Below are 15,397 nucleotides of genomic sequence, written 5' to 3'. Positions count from 1 at the left end.
AAAGGATTGATTTTCCCGAACTGTAGGCCGCGATTGTGTTTCTGGCTATAAACGTCGGACCTGGTGGGTGGACAACCCCAATACATAGACTGAGCGCGCTTTTCTGCATACGGTCGATGTCTTTCCGGACGGGGTGAAGAATGGCGATCCGTACCATTGCCGTCATCGGCACGGGTTTGATCGGCACGTCGATAGCGCTGGCAGCGAGCCGGCGGGGTGTGACCGTGTTCCTGTCCGACCAGGACCCGATGGCAGCCAGAACCGCCGCGGCCCTCGGGGCGGGACGTGCGGGGTCCCCGGCCGGGCCGGTGGACCTCGCGGTGCTCGCGGTGCCGCCCAGTCATGTGGGCACCGTTCTCGCCGAGCTCCAGGGGTGTGAATTCGCCCACAGCTATACGGATGCGGCGAGCGTGAAGTCCGGGCCCGAAACGGAGGCGTTACGGCATGCGCCCCATCCGTCCCGGTACGTCGGCGGCCATCCGCTGGCCGGGCGCGAGCGGAGAGGTCCGCTTGCCGCCCGCGCCGACCTGTTCCAGGGCCGCTCCTGGGTGCTCACCCCGTCCCCCGTGACGTCGAGCGCGGCGCTCGACCGGGCCCGTGAACTGGTTGCCCTGTGCGGCGCGAATCCGGTGGTGACGCAAAGCCGGGCCCACGACGAAGCTGTCGCGCTGACCTCGCACGTACCGCATCTGGTCGCCAGCCTGATGGCGGCACGGCTTCAGGAGGGCCCGGACGGGATGTCGCGCTTCGCAGGCCAGGGCCTGCGGGACGTCACGCGGATCGCGGGCGGTGCTTCCGGGTTGTGGGGCGACATTCTCCAGGCCAATGCGGCCTCGGTCGTGGGCGTCATGAAGGACCTGCACGCCGATCTGTCCCGGCTGGTGTCGGCCCTGGACGTCCTCGCCGAACCGGACGCCGGTGAACGGACCCCCGCCATGCGGACCTTGGTGGACCTGCTCGACCGGGGCATCGCAGGCCTCGCCGAGCTGCCTGCGGTCCGCCTCGACGCATCCGCCGAGGACCTCCAGGTACGCGTGGCCGTCACGAACCGTCCCGGCGAGCTCTCCCGGCTGCTCGACGCCGTCACCGGCTTCGGAGTCACTGCGGAGGACGCCACCGTCGAGGATGCCGCGGCCTCTTGGGGAGACGGGCTCACCGTGCGGTTCGGCACCTCCCCGTACGTCGCGGACCGCATGGTGGCCGAACTGGTGGCCCAGGGGTGGGACGCGGTGGGACAGAAGGGTGCACAGGCCGACTGGCGGGAAGAAGGTCCGGCATTTCCGGCCATCCGTACCTGAGCTGGGACTCCGACGGCCGGTTGCCCACTTGTCATTGAGGCGTTCTGCTTTCGGTGGCCGAAAATGTTCTCCATCTGTCAGAACGAATCGGTATGCTTTCGGGGTTGTGTTGCTTTACCCGCAACGTACAGGTATAGACCCCCCACAAGGCCGGTCGTTGCAGGTCAAAGCTACTTTTTATTCCATCTCACTTATTGGACAGCCTGCGCGGCAGGAAGTGCGGAGCTGAGTTATTTAGCGCTGAACAATTTGCACAGAAGGCACGGGGGGATCTGTGAAGGTCAGCGAAAGAGATCGGGAACTGCTGCTGCTCGACCGGCTGTACGCCGGGTGTGTTCGGGGCAAGGGGGCCGTCGTCCTGGCCAGTGGGCCCGTCGGCTGCGGAAAGACGGCCCTGCTTCAGGTGTTCGCCAAGCGTGTCGCGGAGAAGGGGGGCCTGTTCTCGTCGGTCACGGCGTCGGCCAGTGAGCGGCTGCATCAGTTCGGTCTGATCGACCAGTTGGTGCGCGCGTTACGTGCGGCCGGGATGGACGCGGACCCGTTCGCCGCCGAGGACGTGGGGGTCACGGTATCGGCCGGCGATCGCCGGGGGACTCCGCCGGTGCCGCTCCGGGTGCTGCAACGCATCAGCCGGAGCATCTGTGAACTCGCCGAGGAGAGATCACTCGTCCTCGGTATCGACGACGTGCACGTGGCGGACGAATCGTCACTCCAGTGCCTGCGCTACCTGATTCGCCGGATCGATACGTCGGCCGTCCTCATCGTGCTGAACGAGAGCTCCTGCCATGAGCGGGAAATGGCGACGCTGCACGCCGAAACCCTGCATCTGCCCTACTGCCACCTGATCAGGCTGGCGCCGCTGGCCGGTATCGGTGTCGCCGACCAGCTGACCCGCCGGCTCGGCGCGATGCCGAAGGACACCGTCGGCTCCTGGGCGGAAGTGAGCGGAGGCAATCCTCTGCTGCTGCACGCCCTGGTCGAGGACTTCCTGATCAAGAAACACCCCGCCGAAGGCGGCTCGGCGCGGACGACGACGCCGGGGCGGCCGGAGCCGGGCGAATCCTTCCGGCACGCCTTCCTGCGGTGCGTCCACCGGTGCGAACCGTCGATGCTCGCCGCCGCCCGTGCCCTGGCGGTGCTGGGAGAGTCCGCCTCACCCTCTCTCATCGGTGATTTCGTCGGGGGCGATGCCACGTCGGTACGCCGCAGCCTCGCCGATCTGAACGCCGCGGGCCTGCTCGCGGACATGCGATTCCGGCACGAACGGGCACGTCACGCCGTGCTTGCCGATATCTCACCGGAAGACCTCCTCACCATGCACGGCCGGGCGGCCGAACTGCTCCACAAAAGCGGTGCCTCCGCGCGCGTGGTCGCCGATCAACTCATGGCCACCCGCGACGTGATGAAAGCCCCGTGGCGGGTCTACATACTCCGCGACGCCGCCCGCGAGGCAGTGGAATCGGGCGACATCGCCGAATGCATCGGCTACCTTCGGCACGCGTCCGGGATCTGCGCCGACTCGGCGCAGGAAGCGCACATCTTCGCGGCACTCGCAGAAGCCCAGTGGCTCATCGACCCCGCCAAGGCGACCCGGCACCTGCCCCATCTCAGCCACCTGGTGCGCGTCGGCCTGCTCACCGGTGATGACGCCATGGTCCCCGTCAAGCACCTGCTGTGGCGCGGTGACATCGCGCAGGCGGACTCACTGCTGAGCACCATCGAGAGCGGAGGGGGCAGAACCCCGGCCGTCCCGCCGTGGGGAACCGCACCGGTCAACATCAACTTTGCCCGTCTGTGGCTGTCCTTATGCCGCCCGGAATCGGCGGGCGGCCCGGGAGCCAAGGACACGTACGTCGAAAACCACCACCCTCACACGCCGTTGACGGGACCGCATTCGACGCTCGCACTCACCCTCCTCAACCTCTCGACGAGCCTGTCCGGTGACGCGGACGCGCCCCAAGGGGCCGACCAGGTCCTGCACAGCACCCACGCCGGCAGCCCACTGGCCCCCACGCTCTTCGCACTGCTCTGCCTGATCGAGTCCTGCAGGCACGACGAGGCGATTCTCTGGTCCGAGCGGCTGCTGAAAGAGCCGTGGATCAGGCGTGTTCCCCTGCGGCGCGCGCTGCTGGAGACGGTCAGGTCGGCGGCCGCCCTGCGCCGGGGCGACTTCGCTGCGGCAGCGGAGTCCGCACGCATCGCGCTGGAACTTGTCGCACCGTCGGCCTGGGGCATGGTGGTCGGCCTTCCACTGGCGCTGGCCGTGCGCGCCGCGACCGAACTGGGCGACTTCGAAAAGGTGATGCGCTATCTCAACATCGCCGTCCCACCGGTCATGTTCGGCACGCCGTTCGCACTGCCCTACCTCCAGGCGCTGGGCCGCTACCACCTGGCCATGGGACGTCCGCACACCGCCCTAACGCATTTCCAGTCGTGCGGGGAGATGCTGACCAAATGGCAGCTCGACACCCCGGAACTGTCCGACTGGCGCAATGACGCGGCCGCGGCACTCACGGCCATGGGGTGGGTCCGCCAGGCGAGAGCACTGATCGAGCAACAGCTCTCCCTCCTGAGCGACGAGCGCTGCCGGGCCAGGGGAATCGCGCTGCGCCGGCTGGCGGCGATCAGTACGGGGCGCGACCGGTTGTCGCTGCTCAACGAGGCGATACAGATTCTCGCGGCCTGCGGCGACCAGGTGGAGTGCAGGCGTGCGCAGATCGACATGGAAGCCGCGCTGGACACCCAGGACCGGCCCGGCCCGCCGCACGGCCGGACGGTCCCGCCGCTCGCACGGAAGATCCCGTCGCCCAACCGGAGGGACGGTGCCCCATCCCTCGGCAGTGCCTCGGGCGAAGAGCACGAGCGGACCGGTCCGTCGGACCCCAGGGCGTCGCACCACGACGAAGACGTCAGGGGGGGTGCCGCCGAGGACGGCGGAAGGAGCCCGATACTGAGCCAGCTCACCGACGCCGAACTCAGGGTCGGGGCGCTCGCCACAGCCGGCTGCACCAATCGTGAGATCGCCGACAAGCTCTTCATCACCGTAAGTACGGTCGAGCAACATCTGACCAAGATTTACCGCAAGTTGAAGGTCAGGAGTCGTTCCGGTCTGCCGACGGAACTCCTGGCCTTCACTGATATCCCATGCTTCCCGAACGGGCAATAAAAAGAACGGTGTTGATGGCACGTCCAAGTGACCGGTCCGGTCGGTTGGACGACGTTGTCGGAGCACCTGCTGCCATGTGATCCTGACGGCCAGAGTTGATACTCCGCAATAGCTGATGCTGCACGGGGGGAATTCATGGCGGCACGGGGCCTGGACGAATATGCTCGCCTGGCGCGGGAAGGTCTGCATTCCGTACTTTCTGAATTCCTGGAGGACGAAGAACGCACCTGGGCCGGTAACCGGGAGGCGTTCGACCGGGTAGGGCTGTGGCAGGGCAGTTCCGGACACCCGGGACCCCCGGAGACCGCGACCAAGATCCTGGACAGCGTCTGGTCGGCGCCGCTGCTCGTCGGGCCGCTCGCGGGTCTGGTCCGGCCCGACGGCGAGCTCGCCGTCGTACGGGCGGCCGGCGCGGCCGGACTCCCCGCTGTCGTGAGCGCGTTCACCGGGCGCAATCTCGCGGAGCTCTGCTCGGCCGCCGAAGGCCCGCTGTGGCTGCGGACCCACCCCTTCCGGGACCGCTCCATGGCCCGGCGCCTCGTCGGGAGCGCGGCCGACGCCGGATGCGAGGCGCTGATGCTCGCGCTGGGCCCCCAGCGCCATGTCCGGTTCGGACCGGGCGCAGTTCCGGTCAACCTCGCGGAGGAAAACCCGATCCGCCGCCCCCACGGAGTAGGACCGCTCGCCGACCTCGGCGGATACGGCCCCTACGCAGACCTCCGGACTCTCCTCGACGCCTTCGCCGACTGGTCCGACGTCGAGTGGCTGCGCTCGGTGACCTCCCTTCCGGTGCTGGTCGCGGGCGTTCGCAGCGCCGCCGACGCGGTGCGCGCACTCGAAAGCGGCGCCGACGGGATCGTCGCCGAGGTACTGGAAACGCTCCCGGCGATCGCCGCTGCCATCGACGGCCGCGTCCCCGTACTGCTGGGCGGAGGCAACCGCCGAGGAGCCGATGTCCTGGCATCGCTCGCCTGCGGCGCCGACGCCGTCATGGTCGACCGGCCGGTCCTGGACGGCCTCCTGGTCGCCGCCCGCGAGGGCGTCACCGAGGTGCTGGACGACCTCGTCGAAGAGCTGCGGGCGGCTCTGGCATTCACCGGGACCGGGTCTGTCGCGGAAGTCGGTGCCGAAGTGCTCCGCACCGGTTACCCGGTCAGCGCGTCGACGTCCGGACCCGTTCCGGCGCTGCGCAAGAGCGACCTGCACGCCAGCGTCTCCGATCCGGTCCTGGGCACGATGACCTTCCTCAACGAGGTCACACACCGCTACCCCGACGCGATCTCCTTCGCGCCCGGCCGTCCGTACGACGGGCTCTTCGACACCGAGCAGATCATCACCGACATCCGCCGGTACCTGGATCACCTGACGGAGCAGGGCAGTTCGCCGCAGGCGATCCGCACCGCCATGTACCAGTACGGCCCGACGGCCGGCCAGATCCGCGAAATCATCGCGGACTCGCTCCGCGTCGACGAGAACATCGACGTACCGCACGAGTCCATCGTGGTGACCGTGGGCGCCCAAGAAGCCATGCTTTTGGTGCTGCGCGCCCTCATCACCGGCCCCGACGACGTCCTCCTCGTCGCCAGCCCCTGTTACGTGGGCATCACCGGCGCGGCCAGGCTGCTCGACATCGCGGTGACCGCTGTCGAGGAGCGCGAAGACGGCTTCTCCTGCGACGACCTCGACGCGGCGATCCGGCACGAGCGGGCGCGCGGGCGGCGACCTCGCGCCTTCTACGTGGTCCCGGACCACTCCAACCCGTCCGGCACCACCATGAGTCAGGCCACCCGCGCCTCGCTCCTGAAGCTCGCGAGCCGTCACGACATCCTCATTCTCGAGGACAGCCCGTATCGGATGGTGAGCCCCGGCACACCGCAGCCGACGCTCAAGTCCCTCGACCGCACACGCTCCGTCGTCCACATCGGCTCGTACGCCAAGACGGTGTTCCCCGGCGCCCGAGTCGGCTTCGCCGTCGCCGACCAGCACGTCGTGGACGATTCCGGCCGGACCGGTCTCCTCGCCGACGAACTCGCCAAGATCAAGAGCATGGTGACGGTCAATACGTCGTCCCTGAGCCAGGCCGCCGTGGCGGGCGCACTCCTCGCGTCCGACGGACGGATCTCGGAGATGAACAAAGAGGCCGCCGCCTATTACGGCAACGCCATGCAAGCCACCTTGCGGAGCCTCGACCAGCACCTGCCCGCCGACCGCCGGGCGGCCCTGGGAGTCCGGTGGAACGAGCCTACCGGCGGCTTCTTTCTCACGGTGCGCGTCCCCTTCCGCGCCGACAACGAGGCGTTGACCCGATCCGCCGAGGAATTCGGTGTCATCTGGACGCCGATGAGCTACTTCTACCCGCAGGGCGGTGGACACCACGGAATCCGGCTGTCCACCAGCTACCTGACTCCTGCGGAGATCGAAGAGGGCACCGCGCGGCTCGCCCGCTTCATCGAGGCGGAATGCGCGGAGTCGTAGAACCACCCGGAAACCTATCCCGAGAAAGGCTAAGAGAGTGGCCGGAAGCAGGATCACGCAAAGACCGCGGAGCAAGCCGCGTACGTGGGGGTGGACTTTCCGTTGACCATCAACATTGACCGTCCGGTACTTTCGGGCGCGGAGATTACGGACACCGACCCGTCGATATGGGGCGCTCAAGGTGTGCATACACCTCTCGCGCCGCGCATCGTAGGAGTGGGCACAGCCTCGACCGGTACCTCGCTCTCGCAGCAAGAGGTCCTCGACGCCTTCGACATCAGCGACCCCCGAATCCGCTCGGTCTTCCTCAACAGTGCGATCGAGCAACGCCACCTCACACTTCCTCCGCAGAACGCGGACGGCGAGCGTGTTTCGGAGCCGCAGGGGGAACTCCTCGCCAAGCACAAGGCCCTGGCGATCGAAATGGGCACCGAGGCCCTGCGCGCCTGCCTGAAGCGGGCGGGCGCCGATCTCTCCGACCTGCGTCACCTGTGCTGTGTGACCTCCACCGGATTCCTCACCCCCGGCCTCAGCGCCCTGATGATCCGCGAACTGGGCATCGACCGGCACTGCAGCCGCTCCGACATCGTCGGCATGGGCTGCAACGCCGGCCTCAACGCCCTCAACGTGGTGTCCGGCTGGTCCAGCGCACACCCCGGCGAACTCGCCGTCGTGCTCTGCGCGGAGGCCTGCTCCGCCGCGTACGCGATGGACTCGACCATGCGGACCGCGGTCGTGAACAGTCTGTTCGGCGACGGCGCCGGTGCCATAGCCCTCGTCTCGGGCACGGAGGACGCGGCTTCAGGCATACCCGAGGGCCCGAGCATCCTCAAATTCGCCAGCTGCATCATCCCGGAAGCAGTGGGCGCCATGCGCTACGACTGGGACGCGACGCAGAGCCGGTTCAGCTTCTTCCTCGATCCGCAGATCCCCTATGTCGTGGGCGCGCACGCCGAACTAGTCGTCGACCGACTGCTCCAGGGGACGGGTCTGCGCAGGAGCGACATCGGCCACTGGCTGGTCCACTCCGGCGGCAAGAAAGTGATCGACGCCGTGATCGTCAACCTCGGGCTGACCCGCCACGCCTTGCGGCACACCGTCGAGGTGCTGCGTGACTACGGAAATGTGTCGAGCGGTTCCTTCCTCTTCTCGTACGAGAGGCTCCTCGACGAAAAGGTCGCCCAACCCGGCGACTACGGCGTCCTCATGACCATGGGGCCCGGATCCACACTCGAGACGGCGCTGGTCCAGTGGTGACCACCGGGAGAGAGACAGGCGACATGCTCACATTGTGGATCGACGGAACCGCCCCGCTGTCGGCCGAAACGGTCAAGGCGGTCGAGGCCGTGTGCGACAAGGCCGAGGACCAGCCGCAGGACGCGGCCGCGACCGGTGTCGTGACCGTGCACGTGGCCGGAACGCCCCAGGCCGGCTGGACCAGCGGGCTGAGCGTCGCGCTGGTCACCAAATGGGAGCGCGTACTGCGCCGGCTGGAGCGCCTCCCGACCCCCACGGTGGCGGTGGCCTCGGAAGACATCGGCGGCGCCGCACTCGACGCCTTCCTGGCCACCGACTTCCGGATCGCCACCCGGGAATCGCGACTGCTCGTCGCGACCGACGGTGAGGCCACCTGGCCCGGGATGGCCGCCTACCGGCTCGTCCAGCAGGCCGGTGCCGCGAAGATCCGTCGCGCCGTGATGTTCGGTCTGCCCATCCCCGCACCCGAGGCACTGACGCTGGGGATCGTCGACGAGCTGGCCGACGACGCCGCCGGTGTGCTGGAGGCCACGACACAACTGGTCGGCCGGCTGTCCGGCAGCGAGCTCGCCATCCGGCGTCAGCTCCTGTTCAACGCGACCTCGACGAGCTTCGAGGACGCCCTTGGACCGCACCTCGCGGCATGCGACCGCGCCCTGCGCCGGGTTGCCGCCGCGGAGGCATCGTGACGACGACGCTCGCGGCGCCGGACGCCGCGCCCGTTGTCTGGCCGAGCCTGTACGAAGCCTCCGAACGCGCCTGGGAACTGGAGGAGTCGCTGCCTCGGCCGACGTCACGCTCACCGGAGCAGCAGGCGGCGGCCGCCACCGCCAAGGACGCGGCGCGGTCGTTACGGGTCCAGTTCCTCGACGCCCATGTCGACGCCCTGTACGACCGGCTCACCGCGGGCCGCACCCTCGCCCTGCGGATCGAGGAGCTGGTCGAGGCAGCGGCGACCGCCTTCCCCGCGCTCGTACCGTCGGCCGAACGGCTGGCGTCCGACCGGAGCCGGCCCCAGGCGGACAAAGAGGGTCACGAGATCGACCAGGGCATCTTCCTGAGGGCGGTGCTGCGCTCGCCCTCCGCGGGCCCGCACCTGCTCGACGCGATGCTCCGGCCGACCCCCCGGGCGCTGCGGCTGCTGTCCGAGTTCACCCGGACCGGGGTCGTGGAGATGGAGGCCGTACGGCTGGAACGCCGCGACGGGGTGGCGCGGCTGACGATGTGCCGGGACGACTGCCTGAACGCCGAGGACAACCAGCAGGTCGACGACATGGAGACCGCCGTCGACCTCGCCCTGCTCGATCCGGCCGTCCGCGTCGGCCTGCTCCGTGGCGGAGAGATGAGCCATCCCCGCTACCGGGGGAAGCGCGTGTTCAGCGCGGGAATCAACCTCAAGAACCTCAGCTCCGGTGACATTTCGCTGGTCGACTTCCTGCTGCGCCGCGAGCTCGGCTACATCCACAAGCTCGTCCGTGGCGTGCTCGTCGACCGGCCCGGCCAGTGGCACTCGCCTCACATCGAGAAGCCGTGGGTCGCCGCCGTGGACGGCTTCGCCATCGGCGGCGGGTTCCAGCTGCTGCTGGTGTTCGACCATGTGCTGGCCGCGGCCGACGCCTATTTCACCCTTCCCGCGGCGAAGGAAGGGATCATTCCCGGCGTCGCGAACTTCCGGTACAGCCGCTTCGTCGGGCCGCGCCTGGCCCGGCAGGTCATTCTCCAGGGCCGCAGAATCCGGGCGAGCGAACCGGACGCGCGGCTGATGGTCGACGAGGTGGTGGAGCCGCACGACATGGACGCCGCCATCGAGCGGAGTCTCGTACGGCTCGACAGTGAGGCCGTACTGGCCAACCGGCGCATGCTGAACCTCGCCGAGGAGCCACCGGACGCGTTCCGCGCGTACATGGCGGAGTTCGCACTGCAACAGGCCCTGCGGCTCTACGGCCAGGACGTGATCCACAAGGTCGGCCGGTTCGGGGCGCGGTCCGCATGACCGACGACCAGGCCCGGGTGCGGTACGAGAAGAAGGACCACGTCGCCCGCATCACACTCGACCGTCCCGAGGTGCTCAATGCGATGGACCTCCGTATGCACGAGGAACTCGCCGGCATCTGGGACGAGGTCGAGGCCGACGACGAAGTGAGAGTGGCGGTGCTGACCGGGGCGGGCGAACGTGCCTTCTCCGTCGGGCAGGACCTGAGGGAGCGGGCTCGCCTCGACCAGGACGGGGCGCCCCTGACGACCTTCGGCAGCCGGGGGCAGCCGGGATGGCCCCGGCTCACCGACCGGTTCACCCTGTCCAAACCGGTGGTCGCCCGGGTCGACGGGTACGCGCTGGGCGGCGGTTGCGAACTCGCCCTGGCCTGTGACCTGATCATCGCATCGGACCGGGCGGTCTTCGGGCTGCCCGAGGCGCGGCTCGGTCTCATCCCCGGGGCCGGTGGCGCGTTCCGGCTCGCGAGGCAGTTCCCGCAGAAGATCGCCATGGGGTACCTGCTGACCGGCCGTCGGTTCAGCGCCGCCACGGCTCTCGGGTTCGGCCTGGTCAACGAGGTCGTCCCGGCCGACCGGCTGGACCGCTGCACCGAGGAGTGGACCGCGGATCTGGTACGGAGCGCCCCGCTCTCGGTCAGGGCCATCAAGGAAGCCGTGCTCAGGTCCGTCGACATGCCGCTCGAAGAGGCGTTCACCGCCGAGTACACCTGGGAAGAGCGCCGCAGGCGCAGCAGCGACGCGGTGGAAGGAGTCCGGGCGTTCGCCGAGAAGCGGGAACCGCTCTGGTCCGGCCGCTGAGCGCAGTGCCGGGGCCGTCGGTGGGTGTGCGAGTCCGGCCCGCCGACGGGCCCGGCCAGGCCGGTACCCGGCGCCCGGCCGTGGGAAGTTTCGGTACGTGGAGGGAGAAGCGCATGCCGGTCGTGCGTATCAACGGGATCAATCTCAGCTTCGACGATTACGGCTCCGGTGAGCCGGTCGTGATGGTTACGGGCACCGGAGCCCCGGGACGGGTCTGGCGGGCACACCAGGTGCCCGCTCTGAAGGCGGCGGGCTACCGGGTGATCACGCTCGACAACCGGGGGATCCCGCCGACCGACCAGTGTCCGGAGGGGTTCACCCTCGATGACATGGTGTCGGACGTCGCCGGCCTCATCGAGTACCTGGGGACGGGACCGTGCCGGGTGGTGGGCTACTCGCTGGGCGGGATCATCGTCCAGGAACTCCTCGTGGCGAGGCCCGAACTCGTCCGGCAGGCCGTACTGATGGCGAGCAGCGGGAGGGCCGACGCGCTGATCGCCGCCATGTCGGCCGCCGACCTGGAACTGAGCGACAGCGAGGTCAAGGTCCCGCCCCGCTACGCGGCTTACGTACACGCCCTCCAGAACCTGTCACCGCGGACGCTCAACGATGAGGAGCAACTCCGGGACTGGCTCAGCGTCTTCGAGATGTCGATGATCGACCCGTCCGGATTCCGCGGGCAGCTGGCTCTTGATGTGATCCCGAACCGGCTCCCGCACTACCGGCAGATCAGCTGCCCGTGCCTCGTCATCGGATTCCGGGACGACCTGATCGTCCGCCCACATCTGCCGCGCGAGGTCGCGGAGAGCATCCCCGGCGCCACGTACACCGAGATCGCCGACTGCGGTCACTACGGATACCTGGAGAGGCCCGACGCCGTGAATGCCGCGATCATCGACTTCTTCGCCAACCACGAACAAAACGCCTGAGGGCCGACCGGTTCCCTCAGATCCGGTACCCGCTCTTGGCCACGGTCTCGATGACCGGGGGATTCCCGAGCTTGGCCCGCAGCCGGCTGACAGTGATCTTCACGGCGCTGGTGAACGGGTCGGCGGCCTCGTCCCACACCCGTTCCAGGAGTTCCTCGGCGGATACGGCCCGGCCCTTGGAGCTCGCCAGTAACTCCAGGACCCCGAACTCCTTGGGGGCGAGGTCCAGTTGGCGGCCACCCCGGCTGGCCTTGCGCCGGGCTGTGTCGACCTCGAGGTCACCGTGGCGGATCACCGGTGGCATGAGCGGATGACTGCGGCGGGCCAGCGCACCGATCCGCGCGACCAGGACCGGGAAGTCGAACGGCTTGGCGAGGTAGTCGTCGGCGCCCAGGCTGAGCCCGTCGACCAGGGCCTCCGCCGTCGCCGCGGCGGTCAGCATCAGCACGCGGCTCCGGCACCCCGACGCGATCAGCTCGGCGCAGACGTCGTCGCCATGCATCCCGGGCAGGTCCCGGTCGAGCACGATCACGTCGTAGTCGCTGAACAGCGCGCGGTCGAGCCCCTCCTGGCCGTCGAACGCCACATCGACGGCCATCCGCGCCCGGCGCAGACCGACGGCCACTGTCTGCGCCATCTCCTCGTCGTCCTCCACCACGAGAACCCGCACCTGTCGTCCTCTCTCCGCCTTGCGCTCCCGGCAAGATCATCTTGAAAAGCTGGTCCAGGATGCTCCCTACCCGGTTTCAGCAGGGTTTCGTCCAGGATCCTGCGAGCCCGGAAGCCCGGAAGCCCGGAAGCCCGCGCGTCCACCGAGCCGGCCGAATAGGGAATCAAAAGAAATCGTACCGATTCCGAACTCGCGTCCAAGTGGCTCTGCCGGTCAGTTGGACAGCATTTCCGGAACGCACGCGTCCAAGTGCCGGAATCGGCTGGTTGGACGGCCGCACCGCTCCTTGTCCGGCCAGATTGCGGCAACTACGATCGCTCCGCAGTGGCACAGTGCCAAATTCCGCGCGTTTATCGAGTCGGCTTGGCTCCACGGGAGGGTGAACATGGCGAATCCATTCGACAACGAAGACGGGACCTTTTACGCGCTCATCAACGACGAGGGTCAGTACTCCCTCTGGCCGACCTTCGCCGATGTCCCGCCGGGCTGGGAAATCGCCTTCGGTGAGAACGCCCGACAGGCGTGCCTCGACTACATCGAGGAGAACTGGACGGACATGCGCCCGAAGAGCCTCATCGAGGAAATGAAGCAGTACGAGCGCGCCGAATAACGGCTCTTCGAAGTCGACCGGGGAAGCCTTGAGCGTTACCCGGTCGGCTTCGAAGGACCCGAATAAAAAAGGCGTATCCGATTACTCAAACGGATAAGGAGGTTTCGGAGCCATGATTGGAGGCCCGGGGCCAACAATGGTGATGCACGGGTTCGGCTCGGATTCCGGGCTGACCCGCCAGAAGATAAAACCCGGCACCGTGCCGCGGATCCTCCCGTACATCAAGCCCTACCGCCGGACCGTGGGATTCCTTCTGTTCATCACCACGCTCGAAGCGGTGATCACAGTCGCGACTCCCTTTCTCTTCAAGGTCCTCATCGACAACGGAATCGTCCCCCGGGACACCGGGGTCGTCCTCGCGGTGACCTTCGCGGTCGTCGGCCTTGCCCTGCTGGAAACGGCGGCGGCGTTCACCCAGAGTCTGTACTCCGCCCGCATCAGCGAGGGACTGGTCTACGACCTGCGGACAGAGGTCTTCGAGCACGTGCAGCGCCAGCCGCTCGCGTTCTTCACCCGCGCGCAGACCGGCGCCCTGGTCAGCAGGCTGAACACCGACGTGGTCGGGGCACAACAGGCCCTCACCACCCTGCTGTCGACCGTCGTGTCCGGCGCGCTGGCACTGCTCCTCGTGCTCGGCGCGATGTTCTACCTCTCCTGGGTGATCACCCTCGTCGCCCTCGTGGTTCTGCCGTTCTTCGTCCTCCCCGGCAAGATCATCGGCCGCAGAATGCAGCGGCTCATGCGGGAATCGATGGAGCAGAACGCCGAGATGGGCACGCTCATGCACGAGCGGTTCAACGTGGCGGGCGCCCTGCTGGCCAAGCTGTACGGCCGGCCCGAGCAGGAGACGAAGCTGTTCCGCGGCCGGGCCGCCCGCGTCCGGGACATCGGCGTACTCAACTTCGTCTACGGCCGCATGCTCCTGGTCTCGGTCACCCTGCTGGCGACCCTCGCCACCGCCGTCGTGTACGGAGTCGGCGGCACGCTCGTCATCCACGGAGCCTTCGAGATCGGCACCCTGGTCGCCCTGGCCGCGCTGCTCACCCGGCTCTTCGGGCCGATCAACCAGCTGTCCAGCGTGCAGGCCAACGTGATGACCGCACTCGTCAGCTTCGACCGGCTCTTCGAACTGCTCGACCTCAAGCCGCTGATCGCGGAGAAGCCCGACGCCGAGGCGCTCCCGGGCCGCGCCTCGGCCGCCCCGGAGATCGAGTTCGAGGGCGTGAGCTTCCGCTACCCGGCCGCCGCCGACGTCTCGCTCGCCTCACTGGAGTCGATCGCCCTCCCCTCACAGGTCCGCAAGGACAACGCCCTGACCCTGAAGGACCTGACCTTCAAGGTGCCCGCGGGCAAGCTCACCGCGCTGGTCGGACCCTCCGGCGCCGGCAAGACGACCATCACGCACCTGGTGCCCCGCCTGTACGACCCCACCTCGGGCACCGTGCGGATCGACGGCGTCGATGCCCGCGACCTCACCATGGAGTCCCTGCGCGACACCATCGGCATGGTCACCCAGGACGCGCACCTGTTCCACGACACCCTCCGGACCAACCTGATGTACGCCCGGCCGGAGGCGAGCGAGGACGAACTGACCGAGGCGTGCAAGTCGGCGCAGATCTGGGACCTGATCTCGTCCCTGCCCGACGGCCTGGACACGATCGTCGGTGACCGCGGCTACCGGCTGTCCGGTGGCGAGAAGCAGCGGATCGCCCTGGCCCGGCTGCTCCTCAAGGCCCCCTCCGTCGTTGTCCTGGACGAGGCCACCGCGCACCTGGACTCGGAGTCGGAAGCGGCCGTCCAGCGGGCGCTGAAGACCGCACTCGCAGGCCGGACGTCCCTGGTGATCGCCCACCGGCTGTCCACCATCCGCGAGGCCGACCAGATCCTGGTCGTCGAGGACGGCGAAATCCGGGAGCAGGGCATCCACGAGGACCTGCTGCTGGCCGGCGGGCTCTACGCGGAGCTCTACCGCACCCAGTTCGCGGCGCCGCCCCCCGCACGCGAGGAACCCGCCCCCCAGTTCGCCGGTGGACCACAGCACTTCGGCGGCCCCCCGCCCGGCGGCATGGGCCAGATGCTGCCGCCGCCCCCGGACGGGGCCTTCGGCGGCCCCGACGGCCCGCCCCCGCTGCAGGTCCTGGGTGGTGGCGGTGCCCCTCCGCCGCCCCCGCCGGGCGCGGAACAGCCGAGGAGGTGAAC

At 68.5% G+C, this 15,397-nt stretch carries 11 protein-coding genes; 10 read left to right on the top strand and 1 reads right to left on the bottom strand.

Going from position 1 to position 15,397, the window contains the following annotated elements:
* The first annotated feature begins 140 nt into the window (after window positions 1-140).
* From J7I98_RS06995 to J7I98_RS06960, 8 genes are all read left to right on the top strand, one after another.
* Window positions 141-1,298: a prephenate dehydrogenase gene (locus tag J7I98_RS06995; RefSeq protein WP_214919715.1), complete on the top strand. Its 1,158-nt coding sequence runs from the start codon at window positions 141-143 to the stop codon at window positions 1,296-1,298.
* 274 nt (window positions 1,299-1,572) lie between these two features.
* A complete protein-coding gene (locus J7I98_RS42540) occupies window positions 1,573-4,464 on the top strand; it encodes a LuxR family transcriptional regulator (protein ID WP_214919714.1) in 2,892 nt (963 codons plus the stop codon).
* Between the two features lie 135 nt (window positions 4,465-4,599).
* The gene (locus J7I98_RS42535; protein ID WP_214919713.1) at window positions 4,600-6,939 is read left to right on the top strand and encodes an aminotransferase class I/II-fold pyridoxal phosphate-dependent enzyme; all 2,340 of its coding nucleotides are present in this window, start codon (window positions 4,600-4,602) and stop codon (window positions 6,937-6,939) included.
* A gap of 144 nt (window positions 6,940-7,083) precedes the next feature.
* Window positions 7,084-8,196: a 3,5-dihydroxyphenylacetyl-CoA synthase DpgA gene (gene dpgA, locus J7I98_RS06980; protein WP_214919868.1), complete on the top strand. Its 1,113-nt coding sequence runs from the start codon at window positions 7,084-7,086 to the stop codon at window positions 8,194-8,196.
* A 23-nt stretch (window positions 8,197-8,219) separates the two neighbouring features.
* Entirely contained in the window at window positions 8,220-8,885 is a 666-nt protein-coding gene (gene dpgB, locus J7I98_RS06975; protein ID WP_214919712.1) for an enoyl-CoA-hydratase DpgB, read from the top strand.
* On the top strand, window positions 8,882-10,189 hold the full coding sequence (dpgC, locus tag J7I98_RS06970) for a (3,5-dihydroxyphenyl)acetyl-CoA 1,2-dioxygenase DpgC (RefSeq protein WP_308377694.1): 1,308 nt from the start codon (window positions 8,882-8,884) through the stop codon (window positions 10,187-10,189). Before dpgB ends, dpgC begins: the two co-directional genes overlap by 4 nt.
* Window positions 10,186-10,989 (top strand): enoyl-CoA-hydratase DpgD, encoded by an 804-nt coding sequence (gene dpgD / locus J7I98_RS06965; RefSeq protein WP_214919710.1) that lies wholly within the window; start codon window positions 10,186-10,188, stop codon window positions 10,987-10,989. The genes dpgC and dpgD overlap by 4 nt, the downstream gene beginning before the upstream one ends.
* A 113-nt stretch (window positions 10,990-11,102) precedes the next feature.
* Complete coding sequence (locus tag J7I98_RS06960; protein ID WP_214919709.1) at window positions 11,103-11,918, top strand: alpha/beta fold hydrolase; 816 nt, start codon at window positions 11,103-11,105, stop codon at window positions 11,916-11,918.
* A 16-nt stretch (window positions 11,919-11,934) separates the two neighbouring features.
* On the opposite strand, the gene J7I98_RS06955 is transcribed toward J7I98_RS06960, so the two are convergent.
* Window positions 11,935-12,588 carry a response regulator transcription factor gene (locus tag J7I98_RS06955; protein ID WP_214919708.1) on the bottom strand — a complete coding sequence of 218 codons (654 nt, stop codon included), beginning with the start codon at window positions 12,586-12,588 and terminating at the stop codon, window positions 11,935-11,937.
* Between the two features lie 385 nt (window positions 12,589-12,973).
* Here J7I98_RS06955 and J7I98_RS06950 point away from each other — a divergent pair, with 385 nt between their 5' ends.
* Window positions 12,974-13,198: an MbtH family protein gene (locus J7I98_RS06950; protein WP_214919707.1), complete on the top strand. Its 225-nt coding sequence runs from the start codon at window positions 12,974-12,976 to the stop codon at window positions 13,196-13,198.
* A 112-nt stretch (window positions 13,199-13,310) separates the two neighbouring features.
* The gene (locus tag J7I98_RS06945) at window positions 13,311-15,395 is read left to right on the top strand and encodes an ABC transporter ATP-binding protein (protein ID WP_214919706.1); all 2,085 of its coding nucleotides are present in this window, start codon (window positions 13,311-13,313) and stop codon (window positions 15,393-15,395) included.
* Window positions 15,396-15,397: the final 2 nt, after the last annotated feature.

It is taken from the genome of Streptomyces sp. ISL-98 (assembly GCF_018614055.1).
GTDB classification, from domain to species: domain Bacteria; phylum Actinomycetota; class Actinomycetes; order Streptomycetales; family Streptomycetaceae; genus Streptomyces; species Streptomyces spiramyceticus.
The sequence above is the reverse complement of the archived record's forward strand: the minus strand, read 5'-3'. Positions and strand labels throughout refer to the sequence as shown.